The sequence below is a fragment of the Sneathiella marina genome (genome assembly GCF_023746535.1).
Classification (GTDB): domain Bacteria; phylum Pseudomonadota; class Alphaproteobacteria; order Sneathiellales; family Sneathiellaceae; genus Sneathiella; species Sneathiella marina.
Window position 1 is genome coordinate 3,555,578 of the sequence record NZ_CP098747.1, and the last position, 24,838, is coordinate 3,580,415.

21 protein-coding genes are annotated in these 24,838 nt (G+C 52.2%); 11 read left to right on the forward strand and 10 right to left on the reverse strand.

The genetic code is table 11. The features are described 5' to 3' along the window. The first annotated feature begins 89 nt into the window (after positions 1-89). Complete coding sequence (locus NBZ79_RS17155; protein WP_420854621.1) at positions 90-1,679, forward strand: amidohydrolase; 1,590 nt, start codon at positions 90-92, stop codon at positions 1,677-1,679. Then, entirely contained in the window at positions 1,676-2,614 is a 939-nt protein-coding gene (locus tag NBZ79_RS17160) for a CobW family GTP-binding protein (protein ID WP_251933804.1), read from the forward strand. The genes NBZ79_RS17155 and NBZ79_RS17160 overlap by 4 nt, the downstream gene beginning before the upstream one ends. Positions 2,615-2,634: 20 nt before the next feature. Here the strand turns inward: NBZ79_RS17160 and NBZ79_RS17165 are convergent, their stop codons facing one another. The 4 genes from NBZ79_RS17165 to NBZ79_RS17180 all read right to left on the reverse strand — a co-directional run bounded on the left by NBZ79_RS17165 (position 2,635) and on the right by NBZ79_RS17180 (position 7,015). After that, positions 2,635-3,468, reverse strand: a complete 834-nt coding sequence (locus NBZ79_RS17165) for an SDR family NAD(P)-dependent oxidoreductase (RefSeq protein ID WP_251933805.1) — start codon at positions 3,466-3,468, stop codon at positions 2,635-2,637. A gap of 25 nt (positions 3,469-3,493) precedes the next feature. Beyond that, positions 3,494-4,528 (reverse strand): alpha/beta hydrolase, encoded by a 1,035-nt coding sequence (locus tag NBZ79_RS17170; RefSeq protein WP_251933807.1) that lies wholly within the window; start codon positions 4,526-4,528, stop codon positions 3,494-3,496. A gap of 302 nt (positions 4,529-4,830) precedes the next feature. Then, complete coding sequence (locus NBZ79_RS17175) at positions 4,831-5,463, reverse strand: TetR/AcrR family transcriptional regulator (protein WP_251933808.1); 633 nt, start codon at positions 5,461-5,463, stop codon at positions 4,831-4,833. Positions 5,464-5,608: 145 nt separating this feature from the next. Continuing rightward, the gene (locus NBZ79_RS17180) at positions 5,609-7,015 is read right to left on the reverse strand and encodes an MFS transporter (RefSeq protein ID WP_251933809.1); all 1,407 of its coding nucleotides are present in this window, start codon (positions 7,013-7,015) and stop codon (positions 5,609-5,611) included. A gap of 263 nt (positions 7,016-7,278) precedes the next feature. On the opposite strand from NBZ79_RS17180, the gene NBZ79_RS17185 reads away from it, so the two are divergent. The 6 genes from NBZ79_RS17185 to NBZ79_RS17210 all read left to right on the forward strand — a co-directional run bounded on the left by NBZ79_RS17185 (position 7,279) and on the right by NBZ79_RS17210 (position 16,178). Continuing rightward, positions 7,279-7,890: a glutathione S-transferase family protein gene (locus tag NBZ79_RS17185; RefSeq protein WP_251933810.1), complete on the forward strand. Its 612-nt coding sequence runs from the start codon at positions 7,279-7,281 to the stop codon at positions 7,888-7,890. After that, positions 7,890-8,717: an enoyl-CoA hydratase-related protein gene (locus NBZ79_RS17190; protein WP_251933812.1), complete on the forward strand. Its 828-nt coding sequence runs from the start codon at positions 7,890-7,892 to the stop codon at positions 8,715-8,717. The genes NBZ79_RS17185 and NBZ79_RS17190 overlap by 1 nt, the downstream gene beginning before the upstream one ends. Before the next feature lie 123 nt (positions 8,718-8,840). Continuing rightward, a complete protein-coding gene (locus tag NBZ79_RS17195) occupies positions 8,841-9,968 on the forward strand; it encodes an efflux RND transporter periplasmic adaptor subunit (RefSeq protein ID WP_251933814.1) in 1,128 nt (375 codons plus the stop codon). Continuing rightward, entirely contained in the window at positions 9,968-13,090 is a 3,123-nt protein-coding gene (locus NBZ79_RS17200) for an efflux RND transporter permease subunit (RefSeq protein ID WP_251933816.1), read from the forward strand. Before NBZ79_RS17195 ends, NBZ79_RS17200 begins: the two co-directional genes overlap by 1 nt. A gap of 102 nt (positions 13,091-13,192) precedes the next feature. Continuing rightward, on the forward strand, positions 13,193-15,490 hold the full coding sequence (locus tag NBZ79_RS17205; RefSeq protein ID WP_420854622.1) for a heavy metal translocating P-type ATPase: 2,298 nt from the start codon (positions 13,193-13,195) through the stop codon (positions 15,488-15,490). A 103-nt stretch (positions 15,491-15,593) separates the two neighbouring features. After that, positions 15,594-16,178, forward strand: a complete 585-nt coding sequence (locus NBZ79_RS17210) for an HdeD family acid-resistance protein (RefSeq protein ID WP_251933820.1) — start codon at positions 15,594-15,596, stop codon at positions 16,176-16,178. Positions 16,179-16,190: 12 nt separating this feature from the next. Here NBZ79_RS17210 and NBZ79_RS17215 read toward each other — a convergent pair whose 3' ends face one another. From NBZ79_RS17215 to phnD, 5 genes are all read right to left on the reverse strand, one after another. After that, the gene (locus tag NBZ79_RS17215) at positions 16,191-17,105 is read right to left on the reverse strand and encodes an HAD-IIA family hydrolase (RefSeq protein ID WP_251933822.1); all 915 of its coding nucleotides are present in this window, start codon (positions 17,103-17,105) and stop codon (positions 16,191-16,193) included. A gap of 13 nt (positions 17,106-17,118) precedes the next feature. Next, a complete protein-coding gene (gene phnE, locus NBZ79_RS17220) occupies positions 17,119-17,931 on the reverse strand; it encodes a phosphonate ABC transporter, permease protein PhnE (protein WP_251933824.1) in 813 nt (270 codons plus the stop codon). Further along, a complete protein-coding gene (gene phnE / locus NBZ79_RS17225; protein ID WP_251933825.1) occupies positions 17,931-18,746 on the reverse strand; it encodes a phosphonate ABC transporter, permease protein PhnE in 816 nt (271 codons plus the stop codon). The genes phnE (NBZ79_RS17220) and phnE (NBZ79_RS17225) overlap by 1 nt, the downstream gene beginning before the upstream one ends. Then, positions 18,743-19,558: a phosphonate ABC transporter ATP-binding protein gene (gene phnC / locus NBZ79_RS17230; protein WP_251933827.1), complete on the reverse strand. Its 816-nt coding sequence runs from the start codon at positions 19,556-19,558 to the stop codon at positions 18,743-18,745. The genes phnE (NBZ79_RS17225) and phnC overlap by 4 nt, the downstream gene beginning before the upstream one ends. Before the next feature lie 79 nt (positions 19,559-19,637). Beyond that, positions 19,638-20,609, reverse strand: a complete 972-nt coding sequence (gene phnD / locus NBZ79_RS17235) for a phosphate/phosphite/phosphonate ABC transporter substrate-binding protein (RefSeq protein WP_251933829.1) — start codon at positions 20,607-20,609, stop codon at positions 19,638-19,640. A 180-nt stretch (positions 20,610-20,789) separates the two neighbouring features. Between phnD and NBZ79_RS17240 the strand changes: the two genes are divergently transcribed. Together NBZ79_RS17240 and NBZ79_RS17245 are read left to right on the forward strand one after the other, a co-directional pair. Continuing rightward, positions 20,790-21,524, forward strand: coding sequence for an SDR family NAD(P)-dependent oxidoreductase (locus NBZ79_RS17240; protein WP_251933831.1), 735 nt, complete (start codon positions 20,790-20,792; stop codon positions 21,522-21,524). Positions 21,525-21,554: 30 nt separating this feature from the next. Next, positions 21,555-22,334 (forward strand): SDR family NAD(P)-dependent oxidoreductase, encoded by a 780-nt coding sequence (locus tag NBZ79_RS17245; protein WP_251933833.1) that lies wholly within the window; start codon positions 21,555-21,557, stop codon positions 22,332-22,334. A 6-nt stretch (positions 22,335-22,340) separates the two neighbouring features. Here the strand turns inward: NBZ79_RS17245 and NBZ79_RS17250 are convergent, their stop codons facing one another. Beyond that, positions 22,341-23,243, reverse strand: coding sequence for a LysR family transcriptional regulator (locus tag NBZ79_RS17250; protein WP_251933835.1), 903 nt, complete (start codon positions 23,241-23,243; stop codon positions 22,341-22,343). A 130-nt stretch (positions 23,244-23,373) separates the two neighbouring features. On the opposite strand from NBZ79_RS17250, the gene NBZ79_RS17255 reads away from it, so the two are divergent. After that, a complete protein-coding gene (locus tag NBZ79_RS17255; protein ID WP_251933837.1) occupies positions 23,374-24,834 on the forward strand; it encodes an aldehyde dehydrogenase in 1,461 nt (486 codons plus the stop codon). Positions 24,835-24,838 lie beyond the last annotated feature (4 nt).

Consider the following 24,838-nt stretch of genomic DNA (forward strand, 5'->3'; position numbering starts at 1 on the left):
CCACTTAAACTCTGTCCAACAAAAAAAATCCAAATAGGGAAGATCTCGTGTCGAAACTTACCGTTTTCAAAGCAAAAAAAATCATCACCATGAATCCAGCCAATCCGGTTGCAACACATGTTGCAGTACAAGACGGAAAAGTCCTCGCTACGGGGACGGAAGCTGAAATCGCCGGTTGGGGAGAACATATTCTCAATGAGACCTTTGCTGAAAAGGTAATTATGCCGGGCTTTATTGAAGGGCACTGTCATTTGATGGCCGGCGGGATTTGGCAATTTATCTACCTGGGCTATCAGGATCGCATCGATCCAGACGGCAAGCATTGGCCAGGTGTAAAAACCCTGGAGGATGTTCTGGCGCGGCTGAAAGAGGCCGAAGCAAAGCTCAATGAAGATGAGCCCCTAATCGCCTGGGGGTTTGATCCTATTTTTCTTATGGATCGCAGGCTCGACAAGAGTGATTTGGATGCAGTAAGTAACACCCGTTCTGTCGCTGTCGTTCATTCAAACTTCCATTTGATGACTGTAAATTCCACTGCCCTGAAACTTGCCAATTATGTGGCGGATATGGGTGTCGACGGCATTGCGCTTGGCGACGACGGCACACCAAATGGCGAGCTTCAGGAAATGGCCGCTATGTTTCCGATTATGCGGCGGCTAAATATAAATTTACGGGAACTCGGCCGGTCACCGGATAGTATCACGGATTTCGGAAAGGTCTGTAATCGTGTCGGCGTCACTACAGCGGCAGATTTAATCAACGACCTCCCCGATGAAGATGTGGCCGTAATGACCGATCTTACAACAGCGAACGATTACCCCATTCGACTTCTGTCCATGCTCAATGGTTTGGCACAGACCGCAGAAGAGACGCGTAAAAGAGCCCTGGAATTGGCAACAAAGAGTACAGACAAACTGCGCCTGGGAGGTGTCAAAATTGTCACCGATGGATCTATCCAGGGATTCACTGCACGCGTCCGATGGCCGGGTCATTATAATGGGGCCCCAAATGGTATCTGGAACATCGTGCCGGAACAATTGAACGAATTGGTCACTGTTCTCAATGATGCGGGTGTGCAAATGCACATCCACACTAACGGCGATGAAGCGATCGAAGCCGCACTGGATGCCCTGGAAATCGCGAAAATAAAGAACAACAGGCCTGATTTACGGCATGTATTGCAGCATTGTCAAATGGCGGACAGAGCTCAATTTCGTAAGATGAACAGGCTTGGTGTTTGTGCCAATCTCTTTGCTAACCATTTATATTATTTTGGCGACAAGCATTATGAGTTGACTATGGGTCCTGAGCGAGCCATGCGCATGGATGCTTGTCAGTCGGCCATCGACTATGATGTTACTTTCACCATACATTCCGATGCACCGGTAACCCCTATGGGGCCCCTGTTCACTGCCTGGTGTGCTGTGAACAGATTAACGGAGAATGGTCGGGTTCTTGGTGAATATGAAAAAATTACTGTCGAAGAAGCTCTTGAAGCCATCACCCTTGGCGCTGCCAGCACTTTACAAATGGATCACGAAGTTGGTTCAATTGAAGTCGGAAAATGGGCTGATTTTGCGGTCCTCGAAGACGATCCGTTAACCATTGGTCCAGAAAATCTCAAAGATGTTCGCGTTTGGGGAACTGTCCTCTCCGGGGACATTTTCAAGACACCATGACCGTCCGTGAGACCCCTCTGCCTCTAACCGTTCTTTCTGGCTTTCTGGGAGCGGGTAAAACAACGCTGGTGAATCACGTGCTACGGAATGCCAATGGCCAAAAGATACTGGTTCTGGTGAATGATTTCGGCACTCTTCCCATAGATAGGGACCTGATTGAAGCCGAGAATGGTAATTTGCTAACGTTGGCGAACGGATGTGCCTGCTGCAGCATGGGAGGTGACCTGTTTGAGGCCTTTGTCACAGCTTTGGATTTTCAACCTGCACCGGACCAGCTTCTAATTGAAGCCAGCGGCGTCGCGGAACCTGCCCGCATCGCGAATTATGCAAGAGCGGAGCCGGATCTGCGTCTCAATGCGATTGTGACGATTGTTGACGGCGAGAATTTTTTATCTTCGGATCAGGATCATCGAGTGGTGCATGTGATCCAGGAGCAGATATCAGCCGCCCATCTCCTTCTCCTTAACAAATGCGACAGGATAACAGGCTCTCAAAAGGTGAAAGTACTAAAACAGCTGCAACAGCTTAACCCGTCTACCGCCGTCATTGAAGTGGTTAAAGGACAGATCCCTACTGATCTTATTTTTGACAGGGGGGGTAAATCCAACCCGTCAGATGATGTGGGCGTTGATCCACACGATCATGGCGACATTTTTGAAAGTTGGTCCTATCAAACGGACGAAGCCTTCAAACCGGACGAAATGCGGAAAATACTCGAAAATCTTCCGTCATCTGTGTTGCGTTTCAAAGGGATTTTTTTGGCAAAGCCAAACCTTGAAGCCTGGACCGCCCATAAAGTTGGAGCCCATATCGATATCTCCTGCTACTCGGGAGCCGCGTCACTACCGCGCCGAACAGATCTGGTCGCGATTGGCGTTTATGGCTCGGGAATTGCCACTTCGCTTGATAGCGCGTTTTCTCAGCGCGCGGCTTGAGATTATTCCTGCTTGAAAGCTTACTTGGATTTTTTCCTGGATGTCAGGGAAAATACTTTATTGATAAAATCGCTATATCTGGTTGGCATGAGCCGCTGCAACCGATCCAGAAGCCGCGCGTCACTTCCAATGAGAATTCGGCGTCTATTCTTAACGATACCTTCAAGAATAGCATCAGCTGCCTGTTCCGGCGATGTTCGCGCCATTGCGTCAAAGGTTTTGGAAAATTCTTCAGCTGTCTGACTTCCCGAAAAAGACCTCTTAAATCGAGCGTTCCTGGCAATGTCTGTCAGTATTCCGCCTGGATGAACGCAAGATACCCCAATGCCTTTACCGCGCACCTCTTGTCCCAGGGCTTCCGTAAACCCACGCACGGCAAACTTACTGGCATTGTAAGCACTTTGTCCGGGAACTGTTATCAAACCGAAGAGACTTGAAATATTGATAAGATGTCCTTGCCTGCGCCCCAAAAAATGAGGCAGGAACGCCTTGCTGCCATGCACAACTCCCCAAAAATTTATATTCATGACCCAGTAGAAATCATCATATGCAATGGAATTGACGTTATCGACCACCGTGACACCGGCATTATTGAATACCAGGTCAATGCCACCAAACTCTTCGACAGAAGCCGCTGCCCAGTTTTCAACGGCTTCGCGATTACTCACGTCTAATTTCGTTATGACACATTTGACAGGCTGATTTCCAATCAGAGCCGCTGTTTCTGCCAAACCGTCGTCTGAAATATCGCTTAAGGCAAGGTTACACCCCTTGCTTGCCAACTTACACGCCAACGCACGGCCAATTCCTGATCCGGCACCGGTAATGGCAGCCGTTTTCCCTGAAAAATCCATAAATTCTTCCTGCTAAAAGATTGCTCTATTCCGCTGCTATTTCCTTTTGGTCTCCTGACCTCTGAAACCGGCGCTTAAAAAATCCGGCCAAATCGTCAATCATGATACCAACCTGAGGAAAGACACCCGACATGGTTATGAAGCCGTGGTACAGGTCTTTATATTCTTGGAGGGACACCTCGGCATCAAGGTTACCTAGTATTTCCGCAATCTCGTATCCGTCATCCCGCAAGGGGTCGAATCCGCATGTCAAAATCCAGGTCGGCGGCATTCTACCTTTTTCCGCTGCTTGCATAAATCCAAATCCTGGGTGACTGTAGTCTGTACCATCTGGAAGAAAGTGATCCTTGAACCAATCCAACAATTCGTTGGTAAGAACAATTTTTTCGCCTCCCAATAGTTTACGTGAGTTTGTTTTCACCTCCGAGGCCAACGGGGGATAAATAAGGCCCATGGCAACAGGTATGTTTACGTCGGGATTATGTGACGCTTCCGCGGATACCACCAACGCCAAGCCTGCGCCAGCACTATCCCCCGCTATCGACATGTTCGCGGGATCAATTTCTAGATCATTATGATGCAGCTGTAGCCATTTCCAACTGTCGACAGCATCCTCCAATGCAGCAGGATACTTGTCCTCTGGCGCTAAGCGGTAGTCAATCGACAATACATCGCATTGACATTGGACAGCTAGTTTTCGGCAAAATTTGTCATAGCTTTCGATGCCGCCAATTACAAATCCGCCGCCATGATAATATATAATACAAGGACGCTTTTCCTTTGTTGTATCGTGAGAATATTGACGCGCTCGGATTGTTCGGCCAGCTAAATCCATATCAATATCAACAACTCTGGCAACGGGCGTTACAGCGCCATCAAACAGTTCAACTGACTTGTCAAAAGCCCCACGTACCAGCTTAGGCGTCCAATATTTTTGTGGCACAGTAAGGCTATCTGTTAGTGCTATTAAGGCCTGGGCACGCGGGTTTAAAGCTTGCCCACCGACGATCAGCGAACGGTCACCAATCTTCCGGTGCCAATATGCGTCGCTCGCAGTCATCAGCTTATTTCTTGTGGAAAAAAAAGTCGCATATGCGACTGCCATTTTAAAGAAATTTCGCATTTTCAGACTCCTTTCACTCATTTTTTTTAACCGCTCCCGTAGCAGCATTTGATGCGTTGTTGAAATCCACTTTACGGAGCCGACGGTTGTCCCGTTTAAAACGACATACCATATTCAGTCAAAGGGTTTCGGTACGACCAGCTGCATTCTTAATTCCAGCAATTACAGCTTGCCACTCGGGGAGACCCGCTGCCTTCTGCCAGAGGCCTTCATTGATCCATTGTTTCTTTTTCTATAAATCACTCTAAATCTGTGGGTCCGAGCAGTAAATTCTCGGCAGTTTTCAGAAGCTCTTTCATCATACCGTCATCCTTCCAAAGAGGTGTTTCGGGTCCAGCCACAGATTTTGCCCTTTCGCGAGCGGCCAGCGCATTGAAAACATAATGCTGCAAGAGATAAATTCGGCGCTTCATTGTCGCTTCTTCTATGTGGGACATCATTTTCTTTAGATGACCTAGACACCGAAAATAGCCAATGTCCCCGGAATCTGCGACCGTTTTTTGAACAAATTCGGCATCACTTTGAAACGTCTGCAGAAACAACCTGATATTACTGTTTGAGCGTGGATCATTATTTGGCAAAACTGCGCTAGCGACAAAAATTTCCAACACTTCTTGAACGCTTTTCGGGCCGCCTGCTGCCTCAGCGGCGTCCATTAGCCGGACCCGTTCAGCATCGATGACTTCGGCTGCATCGAGCAAAAGAACGCGGGCCAAGTCTTCTTTAGTGCGAAAGTAGTAATGCAGGGAAGCCATATTCTTCTGGCCCGCCGCCGCAACTATTTCACGAACGCTAACCCCATCCATCCCTTTTTCAGCAAATAGCTTTTGAGCCGCTATTTTTATTTTATTCTGCGTCAAAGTTTTTGCCATTGGGGACTACTTCTGCAATCGCGTTATGTTTTTTATGCGAGGATTTTAGCCATTCTCTGCCAAGAAGCAACTTCGAAAGCGTCCGACATCAAATAACTCAAAAATTAGAAGAGCGGCCATACAATAAGTATTATTTATAGGAGAGTTATGTCAAAATTTTCAACGTAGACAAGTTCTCTTCATGCATTTGGCGGGTCAGTCTATATCTCCCGCAATAAACAAATGTCAGAAAATAGAGCAGCATAACAAAAGGGATATAAACTAGACTTACGTCAATCATCACTGTTTGCGTTATGGGCTCACCATCCGAATTGGCCGTACTGAGAAAAATACCCGATGCGAAAATTCCCAATCCAGAAACAAGCTTCTTGGAGAAAGAAATCGCAGCAAAATAGAGCCCTTCTATGCGATACCCCGTTACCCGCTCCGTATCCTCGACCAAATCCGCCGTCATTGATCCGAAAACCGTTTGCAAAGCAACAAGGAACCCGGTGGATATCAAAATATGAACAAGTAAAATGGGAAGCAATAAAGGATGACCGTTCTCTGGCAGCCAACCGAGCAACCTTAAAATCAAAGCGATATTTGTTATCAGGAGGCAGCCAAGAGCCAAAAAACGAATGACACTGCGTTTCTCGTAACCGCGAGCTAATCTCGGGGTCAGCCAAAGCGCCATCAATGCCGCTAGAATCATACATAAGGGGAAGAGGGAAATCTGGTTGTTATTCAGACCAAACAAAAAGGTGGCAAAATAAATCTGCAAGGTGATGATGACGCCAAACGCCATCATTGAGAATGAGGCGGCGATAAATAAAGCGCGAAATGAGGGGTTTTTAAAAACGACTTTCAGATTATTCTTAAATGACGGCTGTGCCTTCCCGCTTTGTTCCTTTGGTTGCGGTAAAAACGGGATCAATTTGTGGGTACCCAGAGCTGAAATCAACATAGTAACAACCATGACAATGGCCGCAAGCAAGCCGAAGGATTGATATCCTTGCATATTCAAAACGCCGGTTTCAATTGTATCCGTCGGCACTAAGAAAAAGACATATGCGATGATAGCCATTACCACACCGCCCAGCCAACCCATGGTATTTCGCAAACTCATTAATGCCGTTCGATCATCGTATCCGCGACTAAGTTCAGCCAGCATCGCAGCATTGGGAATTTCAAAAAAAGTAATGAACAACCGTACGGCTACAGCAATTATAATCAGAAACACAAGCAGACCCATTCCAGATAAATCTGCCGGTGGATTCCAAAGATAAAAATAGCTGAGTAAAATAGGAATGATAGCCACATACATAAACGGATGGCGCCGTCCCAAGCGCGATCGCCAATTGTCAGACAGATGGCCGATATACGGATCAGAAACGGCATCAAAGGCAAGGGCAATTAGAATTGCCAGTCCCGTATAAAAAAGGGACAGACCCAAAACCTGATTATAGTAAATCATGAGAAAGGTCGTAAAACCGCTATCCTTGACGCCGTAGGCGACTGCACCGATCCCATAACAAAATCTTGTGCTCCTGCCTAGCTTGAAATTGGCCATTGCACCCTCCCCGGAATACAATTGCATGCGGATTTTCTATACATATCCGACTGGTCCAGAAGGACAATTCTTCGGACCGGCAGTTTGTGTAGAGTAACGCTGAAACATGTTAAGGCAACCGCTTTGAATTAATATGCGCTAATCTTTGTTGCATCAGACCAAAATAGTAGGCTTAATATACACCCAATCGTTATCCCAACCGGAGTTGAATGCTCCGTAATAATAAAGACCAAAGTAAGGTCATCCAATCAGGGAGAATTCAAATGACATTAGAAATAATTGGTTTTCCACGGTCAAACTTTGTCAGGACCGTTCGCATGGCGGCTCATGAAAAAGGCGTGGCCTATGAGTATATTCAGGCGTTACCTCACTCAGATGAAGTGAAAGCCATTCATCCGCTCGGCCAAATACCAGTTATGCGGCATGATGGACTTGAACTCGCAGAATCTCAGGCAATTACCCGCTATCTGGATTCGGCATTCGACGGACCAAAGTTGATTCCGGAAGATCCCAGGAAAGCGGCTATTATCAACCAGTGGGTTTCAATGACGGCAACCAGTATTGATCAACTTCTTATTCGACGATATGTGGTTGAGTTTTTGTTCAACAAAGACTCTGACGGTAACGTCAACCGGAGCGAAATTGATAAAAGCATTAAACGTTTTCCAAAGATCTTTGGAATGTTGAACGGCGCCGTTGCAGACGGTTTCTTTGGCAATGACAGTTTTTCTCTGGCCGACTGCTTTTTGATGCCGATGGTTACGGGCGCTAGAAACTTCCCCGAAGCCAAGGATGAGATTGAGAAAAATACTGCGTTATCAGACTATATAGATCGCGTGTCCGAACGGCCCTGCTTTGTTGAAACGGCGAGTTGATGACGATGCCTGCACAAACCGTTGATACCGGCACCGATCAGCTTTTATGCGAAATTGCGGACCGGGTTGCGACCATCACGCTCAATCGGCCGGATGCCCGAAATGCTTTGTCCGATGACTTAACACCGGCCTTGCGCCGGATGATAAAGGAATGCGGGTCATCTGACGACGTAGGGGCCCTCCTGATCACCGGGACGGGAACCGCCTTCTGCGCCGGTGGCGATGTGAAAGGCATGGGCGGAAGAAGTAGCAAACCGGAAATGACGCAGGACGAGAAAGTCAACCAGCTGAAAGTCCGTCAGCGCACCCTGACCGGAGCGCTTAAAGCTGTCCGCAAACCCACTATCGCCGCCTTGCCTGGTCCGGCTGCGGGCGCCGGCCTTTCCATCGCCCTTGCCTGTGATATCCGGTTTGCGTCCCAATCGGCCTTTATCAGTACCGGATACGCGCGGGTCGGCCTAAGCGGAGATTATGGAATTGCTTGGCTGCTAACCCAGGTTGTTGGAACTGCGAAAGCCCGGGAACTGCTATTTTCTGCAGCGAAAGTCGGATCGGAGGAATGCTTGCGCCTTGGCCTTGTCAACCAACTTTTCCCTGACGATATCCTGATGTCCGAAAGCAGAGCGTTCTGCAAATCACTGGCCAATGGACCGGCAATTACACTCCAGAACATGAAAGACAATCTCGACGACGCCCTGGATTTAGATTTTCTAACCTGCCTCGATTCCGAAGCCGAACGTCTGGTAAAAACCGCTCAAACCGAGGACCATAAAGAAGCGGTTCGGGCATTCATCGAGAAAAGAACACCGAATTTTAAAGGCCGTTAAATAATCAAATACAAAGGGCAGGATGTCTGCTTTCAATCCGGTTCCTTTTTCTTCTATTTACTCATGTGTGTGTAAATGTGAGTATATACAAAATAATAAATATCAAAATTTCTTGGAGATACTATGACACGGGCAATTTTCGGATATTTTGTCGGAACTATGGCAATAGCAACTATTTTGCTGAGCCAGACTCCGTCCTACTCCCAATCTGCGACCAGTAAAGCCACGCCTCCTGCAGTACTCGTTGCAAAAGTACGGATGCAGGAGATAGGGGAAAGATTCTCGTATTTTGGACGTGTTGAAGCAACGGACCGTGTACAGATCAGAGCCCGCATTGATGGATATCTAGGCCCCCTCGCCTTTGAACAAGGGTCGTTCGTTCAAAAAGGAGATCTGCTGTTCGAAATCGAAAAAGAAATTTATGAGGCGGATGTTGCACTGGCCAAAGCCAACCTTGCCAATTCCCGGGCAGCCGCAAAACTGGCGAAAGTTGACCTGGAGAGATCTAAAGAGCTCCGGGGCCGCAATGTGGTTTCTCAAGCCCAGCTTGATGAAAATGCAGCAAAATATGATGAGGCCCTCGCTGACGTCGAGGCGAACAAGGCAAATCTGAATCTCGCTGAAATAAATCTGGGATACACGAATATCAAGGCGCCAATTTCCGGTAGGATAGGTAAAGCCGCGGAAACCGAAGGGTCGCTTGTTGGACCATCCGGTGATCCTCTGGCCTTGCTTGTTTCCCAAGACCCGATGCAGGTTGCCTGGCCTGTACCGGACCGGCATTTTACCCATCTCACGTCCGAGGGGAGGGGGGCAGATAGTGTCGTCGTCAAGCTCCGTCTTGCCGATGATACTTTATACAGCCTGCCCGGCAAAATCATCTATGCAGAACCCAGTGCCAACAGCGCAACCAACACGGTGACAGTGCGGGCCGAATTTGAAAACCCGAAATTTCGGCTTGTCGACCAGATGCTGGTGACTGTTTTAATCGAGAAAAAGCAAAAGGAAGAACGCATGGTGATGCCGCAGGATGCCCTCTTGCTCGACCAGCAGGGACCTTACGTTTACGCCGTAGATGGACAGGATAAAGTGGAAGTCCGGCGCATTAAGACAGGAGAGCAGCGGGGATTGAACATCATTATCAAAGAAGGCCTGAAAGTGGGAGATCGTGTCATCGTTACCGGCCTTCAAAAAGTGCGGAGTGGTATACAGGTCACACCGAAGCTCGCTGACAGCGCCGAGGGCAACTAATGCTTTTCGACTTTTTTATCCGTCGGCCGAAATTCGCCATCGTCATCTCGCTTGTCATTACATTGGCCGGCCTGCTGTCCATGACCGTCATTCCGGTATCACAATATCCTGAAATAACGCCGCCAACCATACAGGTATCCGCGACATATCCAGGCGCGAGCGCAGAGGTTGTTGCGGCAACTGTCGGGCAGCCCATCGAAAGCGCCATAAACGGCGTTGAAGACATGATTTATATGAACTCAGTTTCTGGAGCTGATGGGTCGTACTTGTTGACAGTGTCTTTTGCGGTTGGCGCTGACGCAGATTTCGCGGCCGTCAATACTCAAAACCGGGTAAGCCAGGCATTGTCTGATTTACCGGATGCCGTACAGGAGACAGGCATCACGGTGCAGAAACAGTCGAGTTCCGTCTTGCAGATATTTGGCTTCTTTTCTCCCGATGACAGTTTGAGCCAGATATTTGTCAGCAACTATATTACGATCAATATTCTCGATGAGATAAAGCGGATTCCAGGCGTCGGAAGCGCGGAAATTATCGGCGCTTCCGACTATTCCATGCGGATCTGGGTCAACCATCCAACCTTGCTGGCAAATCTGGGATTAACCAACCAGGATATTATTACCGCTATTCAGAACCAGAATGTACAGGCGCCTGCGGGTCGTATCGGCGCCTCCCCTATTTCCGATGACCAGAGCCTTCAACTTACCGTGCGGACAGAGGGCCGTCTTTCGACTGTCGAGGAATTTGAGAATATCATCCTGCGGGCGCAGGAAGATGGATCAATCGTCCGCATAGGTGATGTGGCCAGAATTGAACTGGGCGCCGAATCCTTTGAACAAAAAATTGACCTTGGCGTCGCTCCGGCGGCCGGTCTGGCCATTTATCTGGCACCTGGTGCCAATGCTGTTTTCACCGCGAGATCCGTCGAAGAAAAAATCGCAGAGTTATCAAAACAATTTCCGGCGGGATTTACCTATCATAAATTCGTCGATAGTGCGGAATTTGTTGATGATATGATCAATAAGGTCATTGAGACCTTGCTCGAAGCCTTCGTTCTGGTCGCTATTGTGGTGTTCGTCTTTTTGGGCCGAATTCGGGCAACGCTTATCCCCCTCATCGCCGTCCCCGTTGCGATCATCGGATCCATCGCCATCATTTATTTCCTGGGCTACACCGCGAATATCATATCTTTGCTGGCCCTTGTCCTTGCCATCGGGATTGTTGTGGATGACGCCATAATTGTCGTTGAGAATGTGGAACGGGTTATGGAACAAGAGCCGGATCTAACCCCGGCACAGGCAGCGCATAAAGCAATGACGGAAATCTCCGGTTCCATCATCGCGATCACCTTTGTGCTCCTCGCCGTCTTTATTCCGGTTGCCGTCTTACCGGGATCATCCGGTGTATTATTTCGTCAATTCGCGATTGCCGTCTCTGCGGCAATGGTGATTTCTGCTCTGAATGCCCTCACATTATCACCAGCATTATGCGCCTTGTTCCTAAGGCCGGGAAAACCGATCATTTTCATGCGTCCGGTAACCGGGTTTATCAACAAGATCGGGGATGGATATTCCTATGTCGTCCGGCGGCTGGTTCGGGTGGCGGCCATCTCCCTTGTCGTCGCAATCGGGATCGGCGGTGCAGCAGGTTATGGCATGCTGTCAACGCCCGCAGGATTTGTCCCGGAGGAAGACAAAGGCTATGTCATGATTGTCTTCCAACTGCCTGCCGGGGCCTCTTTGAACCGAACTGTTGCGTTGGGCAAGAAAATGTCCAAGCTGCTACAGGGAGATCCCGCAGTGCTCATGACCGGGCGGATCGCAGGAATGGATTTATTCAGCAATACGGCATCAGCCAATGCAGGTGTGATGTTCCTTAATCTTAAACCTTATGCTGAACGCAAGACCAAAGATTTATGGGCACCCGCTGTTCTGGAGCGTGCCATGGAAAAATTGGCCCCCGTTGCAGATGCCGTTTTCATTCCGCTCAATCCGCCAACCATTGACGGGCTCGGAAATGCAGGTGGTTTTGATTATGTTCTTGAAGCTGTAGAAGGACAAAGCTCCAGCGATATGGCAGCTGTTCTTCGATCAGTAGAGGTTCAGGCGAACCAGTCGCCGAAGATTACTGCGGCCTTCTCCACTTTTGAATCTGATACGCCACAGGTTCAATTGGATATAGACAGGGATAAGGCAAAAGCACTGGGTGTTGAAATATCTGATATTTTCACCGCCCTTCAAAGCCAGCTGGGCGGATACTATGTCAATGATTTTAACCTGTTCGGCCGTACCTGGACTGTTTATGTCCAGGGGTCTCAGGAGTTTCGCTCGAGAATTGATGACATCTATTCCATACAGGTTCGAAATGCCGATCAGAAGATGGTACCGATCTCCAGCTTCGCAACGGCCAAGCTATCCAGCGGACCCCATCAGATAACACGTTACAACAACTATCGGGCCGCCTCCATAAACGGAACGCCAGCTGCGACCAGTGGCCTGGGTGCTTCCATGGAGGTAATGGAGAGTATTTCTGAAGCAAGCCTGCCAGATGGCTACACCTATGAATGGACGGGCCTTGCTCTGCAGCAGGTTGAATCCGCCGGTAAAGTCCCCTTGGTCATTGGGTTGGCTTTTGTCTTCGCCTACTTATTCCTGGTTGCGCTCTATGAAAGCTGGAGCATCCCGCTTGCCATTCTTACATCTGTCGTTGTCGCCGTTCTGGGCGCCATTACCGGCATTAAAATTGCCGGTTTGAGCTTTGATTTATATACGCAGATCGGGATTGTTGTCTTGATTGCGCTGGCGGCCAAAAACGCCATACTTGTAAACACATTTGCGCTTGAACAACGAAATGCGGGACATTCACTCATCGACTCTGCTTCTTTAGGCGCGCGGCTTCGTTTTCGTCCCGTTATGATGACCAGTTTCGCCTTTATCATGGGACTTGTCCCCCTCGTCATTTCAACCGGTGCAGGCTCCGGCGCGATGGTCGCCCTGGGGGTTCCTGTGTTTTCCGGGATGTTGGCAGCGTCAACCGTTGGCATGTTGCTCATCCCCATGCTATATGTCTCCTTCCAATGGCTTCGGGAAAAAACAGGCTGGCAGCCAATATCCGAAGGCTAGAATTAACCAGTATTCGTAGATTTAGATCAACATGAGGAGCGTGCGGTGAGCACAGATAATCATGCCAATCCGACACCACCTTCTGAGGCGCCAGCTGCGGCCATGGAAAGCGACCCGGTATGTGGCATGGATATTACCCCTGGAGCTGACAGCTTTTCCGCCGATTATGATAAAAGCACATTTCATTTCTGTTCACAAAAATGCGCGGATAAATTTGTCCAGGATCCCGTCTTCTACGTGAACGGCGGTCCGGCACGTCGAAACACCGCACCGGTTCAGGGCGCGCAATATACCTGTCCCATGCATCCGGAGATCGTTCAGGATGTCCCCGGTGATTGCCCGAAATGTGGCATGGCTTTGGAACTCATGGGAGTGCCGGATGGAACGCAAGAACCCAATCCCGAGCTCGTGGATTTTACCCGGCGTTTCTGGATCAGCGCTTTCATGGCCATTCCCCTGCTCATCCTGACCATGGGGCCACTTGTCGGCTTGCCAATCCGCGAGTGGTTGGGAGAGCGTGTTTCAATCTGGTGCGAGCTTGCCTTGTCGACACCGGTGGTTCTGTGGGCTGCCATTCCGTTTTTTAAGCGCGGTTGGTCCTCGATCATCAATAGAAGCCCGAACATGTGGACCCTGATCATGCTTGGTGTCGGCGCCGCCTATGGGTACAGCCTCGTCGCCACGTTAATCCCTGGGTCCTTTCCGCCCTCTTTCCAGACCAGCCCGAACGTTGTCCCGGTGTATTTTGAGGCTGCTGCTGTCATTATCGCACTGGTATTTCTCGGGCAGATACTGGAGTTACGCGCCCGCGAACGCACGGGTTCCGCCATTCAGGCCTTGTTGGACCTGGCGCCGAAAACGGCCCGTCGTGTCAATCCGGATGGAACGGAACTTGATGTCCCCATTGAGAATATCCTGACCGGCGATAAATTACGTGTAAGACCAGGCGACAGTATTCCCGTTGATGGTTCCGTACTGGAGGGACGGTCTTCTGTTGATGAAAGCATGATCAGCGGAGAGCCCGTCCCCGTCGAGAAAAGTGAAGGGGATGCCCTTACTGGCGGAACGCTCAACGGGAATGGATCGCTGATCATGATGGCCGAGCATGTTGGTACCGATACCATGCTGTCTAAGATTGTCGGAATGGTGGCATCGGCGCAGCGATCGCGCGCGCCTATTCAGGGTCTTGTGGACAAGGTTGCGAGCTGGTTTGTGCCCATCGTTGTTGTCATTGCGTTGCTGGCCTTCGCGATTTGGGCTGTCTTTGGGCCCTCTCCTGCTATGATCCATGCAATCGTTGCTGCTGTTTCCGTCCTGATCATCGCCTGTCCCTGCGCGCTTGGGTTGGCAACCCCCATGTCCATCATGACGGCCACGGGTCGGGGGGCGCTCGCCGGTGTTTTAATCCGGGATGCAGAAGCAATGGAGCGTTTCGCCAAGGTTGATGTGCTGGTTGTTGATAAGACCGGTACGCTCACGGAGGGCAAACCAAAGCTCACCGATGTAATCGGCATTGATCCGGTAACGGAAACAGATCTGCTCAGCGCCGCGGCCTCCCTTGAAAAAGGATCGGAGCATCCGCTTGCCGAGGCAATCATCAGCGGGGCCGCTGCCCGCCAAGTGACAATGGTCAAACCGGTAAATTTTGAAGCCATAACCGGGAAAGGGGTTCGCGGTGACATTGGCGGGATCATCGTTGCCCTCGGTAATAAAGCGATGATGCAGGACCTCAACATTGATATCTCCGCGCTTGAACAGCAAAGCATCGCTTTGCAGCGGGATGGAAAGACCGTGATGTTTGTGGCGATGGGGACCCGTTTTGCCGGGCTCATCGGTGTCGCCGATCCCATAAAGGAAACCACTAAGGAAGCCATTCAGGCGCTTCACCAGACGGGTATCAAGGTGATCATGGCAACCGGGGACAATGAACGAACCGCCCTGGCCGTCGCGGCCAAGCTTGGCATTGACGAAGTCCGCGCGGATGTCATGCCTGAAGACAAAAAGGCATTGATCGATGATCTTCACGATAGCGGGCATAAAACGGCCATGGCCGGTGACGGGGTGAATGATGCGCCGGCGCTGGCGGCGGCCGGGGTCGGTATCGCCATGGGAACCGGCGCTGATGTGGCGGTGGAAAGTGCCGGTATCACTTTGGTGAAGGGGGATTTAACAGGCATTGTTCGGGCTCGAAAGCTATCCAACGCCACTTTATCGAACATCAAACAGAACCTGTTTTTCGCCTTTGGATATAACGCGATCGGCATTCCGATTGCCGCCGGTGTTCTATATCCCATCACCGGAATGCTGCTCTCGCCGATGATTGCCGCGGCGGCCATGAGCTTATCGTCCGTGTCGGTTATTTCCAATGCCCTGCGACTGCGCCGGGTAAAGCTGGATTAGGCGAGCCCACAGCTTTAAGTCGAAACAGTTTTAACCTTTTGCTTAAAAGGCCGAAGTCTTTTATATTTTCCCTTCGTGATTAAAAGCTGTTGAGGAGAAGAGCATGAGCGAGAATACCCCCCCGGACCTGGAAGCCCTTCAACAGAAAATGTCTGAGGAACTGGCCAAGCATTGGAAGATGTTCCTGTTTCAGGGCATTCTTATGTGTATTCTGGGATTTGTCGCCGTGGGCGCCCCGCAGCTTGCCACACTGGCCGTTGAGATCTTTATTGGCTGGCTCTTGCTGGTCGGCGGGATCATCCGCATCTTCACCCTGTTCAGGGCTCCGAAACTGCCCGGATCCTTCTGGTCCATCGTCACCGCCATTCTGCTGATTGCCGTCGGCCTTATCCTGGTCTTGCAGCCCTTGAAGGGAACACTCACCCTGACCATGGTGCTGATCGCGCTGTTTATTTTCCAGGGCCTTGCCTCGGTCATCATTGCCTTCCAGTTCCGCGAGCATCTTAAAAGCTGGGGCTGGACCCTGTTCAGCGGCGTTGTCGACCTGGTCCTGGCTTACATGATCTGGAAAGGCTGGCCCGATAGCGCCGCCTGGGCCATCGGTTTGCTGGTTGGCATTAACCTGCTGTTCGCCGGCATCACGCTTGTTTTTACGGCTCTGGCCGCGCGTCCCGCCAACCCGGACTAACGGGCGGTATCGTCAGGTTGTTCTGGAAATAAAATCCGGGACAATACCCGACGAGGCGATCAGCTCGGGGATATTTTCATCCTTCAATAATCCATGATCGGTGATCAGGACCGTGCGGATACCGGCCGCGGCGCCGCCCAGAATATCCGTATGCAAGGTATCACCAACCATGGCGACGCGATGTTTGGGGATTTCTTTCAATGCGGGCTGGGCCAATCCATAGGTAAAAATACTGGCGAAAGGCTTGCCAAAAAACTGCGGGTTGATACCTGTTTCATCCGCCAGCTCATGGGCATAATATCCCGGCTCGAGGGACAGGCCATATTCTCTCGGCGCCACCAGGTCCGGGTTGCCGACAAGCACCGGGCGCGGTTTCTTCTGCAGCGACCGGGTCAGCAGGATCTGACGGGCCGGCGTCCATTCGGCGCTGCTGAGAAACAGCACGCCGTCAACCTCGTCATAGGTTTCCGGATCATCCAGCAGCAGCACGGTTTTTGCGTCGATCTCGTCCAGCCCGGCGGTGGGCATGGCGACAACTCCCCAGATCATTTGGGAGGCAAAGGTCATCAGCGCCGCCCGCGCCGTATTGCGGCTTGAAATCACCTGATGCGGTGCGAAATCAAAGCCAAAAGACCGGTATTTCTCCAGCACATTGGCCGCCCCGTAAGACGCCCCGTTAGTAATGACGAAAATCTGCTTGCCCAGGTCCGTCAGCGCCCGCAGCCGTTCCACGGCCCCCGGAACCGGGCTGTCACCCACATTCAGGACACCGAACGCATCGAGGAAAAATACATCAATCTCGTCGGCCAGATCCTCCAGATGTTCAATGCTGTGCGAGCGGGTCGGAAAGTCAGCCCTCGGCAGCCGATGCCGGATATCTTCGTAGCGCCGGAAAATCTCCGCTGCCCGTGCTGTCGGTTGTCGCATTCATTGAACCTATCTAGATGATTGCTGCGCGGATTTTGGCGGATACCCATTCACTGACCAGAACCGTCGCCAGGATCACCAGCAGGATAACCGAGACCTGGGTCCAGGCCAGCGTCGAAATGGACGCATCCAGCTGGATGCCGATACCGCCGGCACCGACCAGTCCCAGCACCGTGGATTCGCGAATATTGATATCCCAGCGGAACACGGAAATACCGGCAAAAGACGGCATGATCTGCGGAAAGATACCGTAACTCAGTTGCTGCGAGCGGGCCGCCCCGGTTGCCGTGATCGCCTCCACCTGCTTGGTGTCGATTTCCTCGATGGATTCATAAAGAAGCTTGGCACAGAAGCCGATAGACCTCAGGGCAATGGCTATCACCCCGGCAAACACGCCCGGCCCGATAATTGACACCAGCATCAACGCCCAGATCAGGGAATTGATCGACCGCGAGGAGACGATAATCAGCAAGGCAGCCGCCCGCACCGTTGGATGCGGTGTCGTGTTATGAGCGGCAAGGAAGGCGATGGGCACGGCAAAGACAAGAGCAATGCCCGTGCCCAGGGTGGCGATATTGATGGTATCCCAGACCGGTTTCCACAGAACATCCATATAGCTCCATTTGGGCGGCACCATACGGGTCGCCATATCCGCGGCCTGCGTGCCCGCATCCTGCACAAAGAACCAGATTGTCCGCTCGGAAATCAGCTCCCAGCAATAAACAACAATGGCCACACCGATCAGATAACAAAACCAGGTTGCCAGACTGGCAAAGGTGGTGCGGCGTCTCCAGACGGGGCCTTTATCGGTTTCAAGTACCGGCATTACTGCACCCACTTTCTGAGATATCCCGACAGATATTCAAGCCCCATGACAATCACGATAATGATGATCAGAATGGCTGCCGCACTGTCAAACTCATAACGGTCAAAGGAGGTCAGCAAGGTCGCCCCGATACCGCCGCCGCCAACAATACCGACCACCGCGGATTCGCGGAAATTAATATCCAGCCGATACATGGACAGCCCGATCATGCGCGGCATGACTTGCGGCTGCACCGCGTAATTGATCCATTGCAGCCAACTGGCCCCGGTCGAGCGAATGGCTTCCGCCTGCACCGGATCCATATTCTCGATATCTTCCGCCAGCAATTTGGCAAAGAACCCGACGGTGGCGATGGTCAGCGCCAGGAACCCGGCAAAGGGCCCAAACCCGAACAGCTTCACGGCGAAGATTGCCAGAATTATTTCCGGGAAGGTCCGGCTGATAGCAACGATGCCGCGGCACACCAGATAAACCGGCAGCGGGGCCAGATTGCGGGCCGCGCCCAGGCCAACCGGGACCGACAGGGCGATACCGGCAACGGTGGCGATAACCGTCATCCAGATGCTTTCCAGGATGCCATCAAGAATGGACTCCCAGCGACTGGTGAAATCCGGCGGGAAAAACGCCGACAGGAATTTCTGGCCGCGCGGAATGCCCTCGGCAACCCGTCCCCAGTTAACTTCCATGGTGCCAAAGGCCAGCGCCAGATAAATGGCGGCGCCAAACCATAACAAATAGCGCAGCCACGCACGTTTGATCAGCGGCGGTTTTTTCCAGCTGCTGGGATAGGATGTTTTTTCGGAAAGATCGGTCATGCGGATGCCACCGGCTCCGGTGCCTCCTCATCGTTCTCGTCCTCATCCTCGACCTTGCTGATGGTCGCTTCCCAGTCTTCCTCGCCGTAAATCTGGGTCAGGACATCCGGGCCCAGTCCATCGGGCGGACCATCATAAACTATCTCTCCCAGCTGCAGGCCAACAACCCGTTTTGCAAACATCTGGGCCAGTAGAACATCATGAATATTGATAATGGCGGACAGATGCCGCTCCTCGCACAGCTCGCAAATCAGGCGCATGATCTGGCGGGAGGTCTTGGGATCCAGACTGGCCGTCGGCTCATCAACCAACAGCAGCGCCGGATCCTGAATAAGAGCCCGGGCAATCCCCACCCTTTGGCGCTGCCCACCCGAGAGTTCATCGGCGCGCTTGTCGGCCATATGTTTCAGGCCCACACGATCCAGCAGCCGAAAGGCTTCCTGAACATCAGCCGCAGGATATTTACGAAACCAGCTGCGCCAGAACCCCACATAACCCAACCGGCCCGACAGCACATTTTCCATAACCGTCAGACGCTCAACCAGTGCGTATTCCTGAAAGATCATGCCCATGCGGCGACGGGCTTTGCGCAAACCCCGGGCCGACAGCGAGGAGATCACCTCGCCGTCCAGGGTGATCACGCCCTCTGTTGGATCAACCAGTCGGTTGATGCAGCGGATCAGGGTGGATTTACCGGCGCCGCTGGGCCCAATAAGGGCCATCACTTGCCCTTCCGGGATTTCCAGGGTGACTTCTTTAAGGGCCAGATCTCCCGTCTTGTAACGCTTTGATACTGATTTCAAGCTGAGCATAAAGGGTTCCCATACAATCCAAAAAAAACGACCGGGCTCTTCTTTTTGAAAAGCCCGGCGTTTCTACTTCAAACGATGCTTATTTGCAATCGTATGTGACGCCGTTCGCCGCATCGATTTTGCGGATCACATTCCAGTCGGATTTATGATGGATCCCGATAAAGGAACCTTCCTTTTTGAATTCTTCCTGCAACGCGGAACCTTCCCAGTCAAAGGTAAAAAACGCCTGCTTGATTTTCGCGACAACTTCCGGATGCAAATCATGGGCATGGCCATAACCGGTTGTCGGGAAGGTTTGTGATTTATAGATTGTCCGGATGGAAGCTGGATCAATAACCCCGCGATCGATCATGCGTTTCATCACAGAATTGGCAATGGCTGCAGCTTCATAATCCTTGTTGGTAACGCCGAGAACAGAATTGTCATGCTTGCCACTGAAGGCGGTTTTGAAATCTTTATCGGCAACCAGACCGAAATCACTCTTCAAGATAGCGGAAGGTGCCTTAAAGCCGGAATTCGAAGTTGGCGAGGTGAAGGCCAATGTCTTGCCTTTCAAATCATTAGGGGATTTGATCGGGCTGTCCGCAGGCACGATAATTTCCATTTCATAGCCAAAGCTGCCGTCCTTGGACGCCATCATGGCAAAGGGCACCATACCTGCGCAGGAAACGGCCACCGGGTTACCACCGGTGTTCACACCAGCCACATGCAAACGGCCGGAGCGCATGGCTTCATATTGTGCGGCATAGGACTGAACCGGAAAAAACACCACTTTCTTGCCGGTTGTCTCGGCCATATGGTTGATAAAACCGTCCCAGACTTTCGCGTAAACAGCCGGATCTTCAACCGGGGTATAAGAAAAAATGATTGTGTCCGGATCAACCCATTTGCTGTCATCCAGCGGCAAATCGGCCGTCTGGTTATAATCGCGATCGCAATAACGCGCATCCAACGTCCCGCGGTGGCAATCCTCTGCCTGCGCAGGTGCGCCGCCGGCCAGCATTGAAACGGCAAAGACCGCAGCAGCCATCATGCTTAGTAATTTTCCCATGTTCGTCTCCCTCTATTATTCTTTTCTTCCAAGCAACGCCCGAAATGTTCGAGCCCGAATAACTTGAAAGTATTTATCGCCTAAAACGAACTTTATACGAAAGTAAAAGTTTATCTAGGTTTTTATCTGCTGCAACGGTCCGATGGCGTGATATACCTAAAAGAAAAAAGGAATTATACGATGACTGATCTAGATTTCTCCGGCCAGACGGCCCTCATTGTTGGCGGATCCAGTGGGATAGGCAATGGTATCGCCCAAAGCCTGCGGGCCCGCGGGGCCGAGGTTCATATCTGGGGGACACGGGCCAGCGCCGCCGATTATGAAGGTGAGGACGGCTCTGATCTGACTGGATTATCCTATCAGCAAATGGATATCTCTGATTTTGACGCCGTCGCAAATGCCGACGCCGCCTTTGCCAAACTTGATATTCTTGTGCTCTGTCAGGGCACGGTTGTCTATAATCGCGGAGAATTTGAAATGCCGGGCTGGATGAAGGTGATAGATGTCAATCTCAACAGCCTGATGGCCTGTGCGGCGAAATTTCATGACATGCTGCAGCAGACACAGGGCAACATGATTGTCATCAGCTCGACCGCCGGTTACCACGCGACCAAGGGGAATCCGGCTTATAATGCGTCGAAAACCGGAGCGCTGGGCTTCACCCGCACCATGGGACAGGCCTGGGCCAAGGATGGTATCCGGGTCAATGGCGTTGCACCGGGGCTGGTCGATACAAAGCTGACCAAGGTAACGACGGAAAATCCGGACCGCCTGAAAGCCACCACCCAGAGCATTCCCATGCGGCGGCTGGGGACGCCCGACGATATCGCCGGGGCGGTGCTGTACCTGGCCTCGCCGCTGGCCGGTTATGTCACCGGGCAAACCATCGTTGTCGATGGCGGTTTGATCCTGTAACTCCCTGAAATCAAGAAGAAGGAAAATTCCATGGCACGACTTTCAACACTCAGCCGCTCCATTGCCGGAAAAACCGCGCTTGTTACCGGTGCCGCCAGTGGCATGGGCCGGGCGACGGCGCATCTGTTTGCCGATGAAGGCGCCCATGTCGCCGTTGCCGACATAAATGAAGACGGCGTTCAGGCTGTTGTCGAAGAAATCAAGGCGGCCGGGGGCTCGGCCGCGGGCTGGTGCTTTGATGTGGCTGACCTGGGCGAAATAAATACCGCCGTCGACGGTGCTGCCAAGACTTTCGGCGGTCTCGATATTCTGATCAATAACGCCGGTTTTTCCCATCATATGTCCGTGGAAGACGACGCGTTCGAGGAAAACTGGCAGCGGCATATGGATGTTTTGCTCACGGCCCATGTTCGTCTGGTGCGGGCCGCGTTGCCCTATTTAAAAGTCGCCGGTGGTGGCCGCATCGTCAATATTGCCTCGACCGAGGGTCTCGGCGCGACGCCGGAAATAGCCCCTTATACATCGGCCAAACACGGGGTGATCGGCCTGACCCGGTCGCTGGCGGTGGAACTGCCGAAATACGGCATCACGGTCAATTGCATTTGCCCCGGCGCTATTCATACCGGCATCACCTCGCGTATCAAGGATGAGCATAAGGAAATCTTTTCGCGCCGGCGAATCCCCTTGAAACGCTATGGTAATCCCGAAGAAGTCGCCCACGCCACCCTGTCCCTGGTCCTGCCCGCCGCCTCCTATATCAACGGCGTCGCCCTGCCCGTCGATGCCGGCCTGACCATCAAGAACGCGTGAGCCTCCTCAATCCATCCAGTCGGGGAATTTTGCCAGTTCAGTGACGACGCGAATTCTCATTTCCTCGGCGGCGGGGGAGAGCACCCTGTCCGGGCGGGTGATGAGGCCGACGGGGCGGCGGATCGTTGGCTCGATCAGCGGCAGGGTGACAATATTGCTGGTATCGATAACCGGCAAGTAAGAGGACAGGATAACCCCGAGACCGGCGCCAGCAGCGACCAGCGCCGCAGCCGTGGGCACCAGCGCCGGTTCCAGGATGGTATTGACCGTAATGCCATGATCCGCAAGGTCGCGATCAATGCGCTGGCGGGTGCCGGTGTCGCTGGACAACATGACGATTTCCTCATCGCCAATGTCCAGCCAGCGGACAACCTCGTGGCGGGCGAAGCGGTGATCCTTTGCCGCGATCAGCAGGATCTCGTCATCATAGAGCTGCTCGAATTTCAGACCCTGCAGCTCGTCCTGGGACGAGGCGATGGCAAAATCCGCGGCCCCCTCCCGCACTTTATCGATAATCGATTCAAAGATACCATCGTGGATTTGCACGGTGATATCCGGAAATTCACGACGATAGTCGACAATGATCCGTGGCAACTGATTAGCCGCAACGGAGGGAAAAGTGGCAACGGTCACCTTGCCTTTTTTCAGGCTGGCCAGATCGCGCATATGCGCCATGGTCCGGTCCAGATCGACGACTATCTTGCGGGCCCGCGGCAAAAACTCCGCCCCCATTTCAGTGAGCGACACTTCCCGCGTACTGCGGACAAGTAATTTCACACCGACGCTGTCTTCCAGTTGCTGGATCAAAAGGGACAATGTGGGCTGGGTGATGCGCTGTTCCTGCGCCGCCTTGGTGAAATGCAGGTGGCGGGCAACAGCGTCGAAAGCCTTTAAATGCTTGAGGTCCATGATTATTTATACCATTTCTCTATTAATAAGCTCTATTATTCTATTTTACATATGAATTGCCCCTGAGTAAATTATTTTCCACCCATTCAAGAAATCGACATAAGCTGATCACAAATGGGGGAGAGCCGACGTGACCTTTAAACTTGATGATAATCTGCTGCTGCCATTGGGGGGAAATTGGATCCTCGGTGAGGGTGCCGACATGCCCTTGTTCAACCCCGCCGACGGCACGCAGATGGGAAGCTTGAAAACCGCCTCACTGGCGCAAGTCGAGACAACCATCAACGCAGCGAATGAGGCGTTTGTAAATTCCGGCTGGGCGACCCTGAACCCGCATCTTCGCGCCGGTTATCTTTTTGATGCCGCCAATCTGATCCGGCAGCGGGCCGAAAGCCTCGCGTTGCTGCAAACCAAGGAAAACGGCAAGACCCTGACAGAATCCAACGGCCAGGTGACCAGCGCCGCCGGGATCGTCCGCTATTTTGCGGCGGTTTGTGAAAGCCTGACCGACGACATCAATCCGGCGCGCGGGGACTACCTGAGCGCCACACTGCATGAGCCTTACGGTGTGGTCGCCGCCATCACCCCGTGGAATTCGCCGCTGACCATGGCCGCACAGAAAATCGCACCGGCCCTTGCCGCCGGCAACGCGGTGATTTTGAAACCCTCGGAGCTGACATCCGTTGTCTCCCTTGAACTGGCCCGCTGCTTTACGGATGCGGGACTTCCCGACGGGCTGTTGAGTGTGCTGCCCGGCGGCCCCGATGTGGGCAATGCCCTGACAAATCATGCGGATATCCATATGATTTCCTTCACCGGCGGCACCGAAACCGGCCGCCGGATCGCCAAGGCGGTAGCCCCGCGTTTTATCCCGACAATTTTCGAGCTGGGCGGAAAATCCCCCAATATCGTGTTCGCCGACGCGGATCTGGAGGCTGCGGCCAAAGGCGTCACCGCGGCGATTTTCGGATCCGGTGGACAGTCCTGTGTGGCTGGATCACGGCTGTTTGTCGAGGCGGCGATTTACGATGAGTTTATGGACCGGGTCAGAAAGGAAACCGCAAAAATCAATGTCGGTGATCCCATGGACAGCACCAGCAATATTGGCCCCATGGCGTCCTTCGCGCAGCGCGAACGGGTGGAAGAGTACGTCCGGATCGGCCGCGAGGATGGCGGCAAGGTGACCATTGGCGGCGCCCGGCCCGAAGGACCCGAATATGAACACGGGGCCTATTACCTGCCGACCATTATTGAAAACCTGTCCCATAATTCGCGCGTCTGTCAGGAAGAAATATTCGGCAGTGTCCTCTGTGCCCTGCCCTTTGACGATCTGGAGCAGGTGGCCGGAATGGCCGATGAGACCGCCTTTGGCCTGGCCTGCGGTATCTGGTCGAAGGATATAACCATGGCCTGGAATCTCGGTCGCCGCTTACAGGCGGGCAGCGTCTGGATCAACACCTATAAACAACTCAGCATCGCCGCCCCCTTCGGCGGCTACAAGGAAAGCGGCCTCGGCCGGGAAAAGGGCCTGCAGGGCCTGCGCGCCTACCAACAATCAAAAAGCATCTATCTCGGCGGATTTACAAGCTGACGGG

What these genes read in the sequence shown, in the direction of transcription:
- NBZ79_RS17190 (WP_251933812.1), top strand. Translation starts at nt 7,890, where the DNA reads ATGACGATGCCTGCACAAACCGTTGATACCGGCACCGATCAGCTTTTA.
- NBZ79_RS17160 (WP_251933804.1), top strand. Translation starts at nt 1,676, where the DNA reads ATGACCGTCCGTGAGACCCCTCTGCCTCTAACCGTTCTTTCTGGCTTT.
- NBZ79_RS17205 (WP_420854622.1), top strand. Translation starts at nt 13,193, where the DNA reads ATGGAAAGCGACCCGGTATGTGGCATGGATATTACCCCTGGAGCTGAC.
- NBZ79_RS17210 (WP_251933820.1), top strand. Translation starts at nt 15,594, where the DNA reads ATGAGCGAGAATACCCCCCCGGACCTGGAAGCCCTTCAACAGAAAATG.
- NBZ79_RS17180 (WP_251933809.1), bottom strand. Translation starts at nt 7,015, where the DNA reads ATGGCCAATTTCAAGCTAGGCAGGAGCACAAGATTTTGTTATGGGATC.
- NBZ79_RS17200 (WP_251933816.1), top strand. Translation starts at nt 9,968, where the DNA reads ATGCTTTTCGACTTTTTTATCCGTCGGCCGAAATTCGCCATCGTCATC.
- NBZ79_RS17165 (WP_251933805.1), bottom strand. Translation starts at nt 3,468, where the DNA reads ATGGATTTTTCAGGGAAAACGGCTGCCATTACCGGTGCCGGATCAGGA.
- phnE (WP_251933824.1), bottom strand. Translation starts at nt 17,931, where the DNA reads ATGCCGGTACTTGAAACCGATAAAGGCCCCGTCTGGAGACGCCGCACC.
- NBZ79_RS17175 (WP_251933808.1), bottom strand. Translation starts at nt 5,463, where the DNA reads ATGGCAAAAACTTTGACGCAGAATAAAATAAAAATAGCGGCTCAAAAG.
- NBZ79_RS17250 (WP_251933835.1), bottom strand. Translation starts at nt 23,243, where the DNA reads ATGGACCTCAAGCATTTAAAGGCTTTCGACGCTGTTGCCCGCCACCTG.
- phnE (WP_251933825.1), bottom strand. Translation starts at nt 18,746, where the DNA reads ATGACCGATCTTTCCGAAAAAACATCCTATCCCAGCAGCTGGAAAAAA.
- NBZ79_RS17155 (WP_420854621.1), top strand. Translation starts at nt 90, where the DNA reads ATGAATCCAGCCAATCCGGTTGCAACACATGTTGCAGTACAAGACGGA.
- NBZ79_RS17245 (WP_251933833.1), top strand. Translation starts at nt 21,555, where the DNA reads ATGGCACGACTTTCAACACTCAGCCGCTCCATTGCCGGAAAAACCGCG.
- phnC (WP_251933827.1), bottom strand. Translation starts at nt 19,558, where the DNA reads ATGCTCAGCTTGAAATCAGTATCAAAGCGTTACAAGACGGGAGATCTG.
- phnD (WP_251933829.1), bottom strand. Translation starts at nt 20,609, where the DNA reads ATGGGAAAATTACTAAGCATGATGGCTGCTGCGGTCTTTGCCGTTTCA.
- NBZ79_RS17170 (WP_251933807.1), bottom strand. Translation starts at nt 4,528, where the DNA reads ATGACTGCGAGCGACGCATATTGGCACCGGAAGATTGGTGACCGTTCG.
- NBZ79_RS17215 (WP_251933822.1), bottom strand. Translation starts at nt 17,105, where the DNA reads ATGCGACAACCGACAGCACGGGCAGCGGAGATTTTCCGGCGCTACGAA.
- NBZ79_RS17240 (WP_251933831.1), top strand. Translation starts at nt 20,790, where the DNA reads ATGACTGATCTAGATTTCTCCGGCCAGACGGCCCTCATTGTTGGCGGA.
- NBZ79_RS17185 (WP_251933810.1), top strand. Translation starts at nt 7,279, where the DNA reads ATGACATTAGAAATAATTGGTTTTCCACGGTCAAACTTTGTCAGGACC.
- NBZ79_RS17195 (WP_251933814.1), top strand. Translation starts at nt 8,841, where the DNA reads ATGACACGGGCAATTTTCGGATATTTTGTCGGAACTATGGCAATAGCA.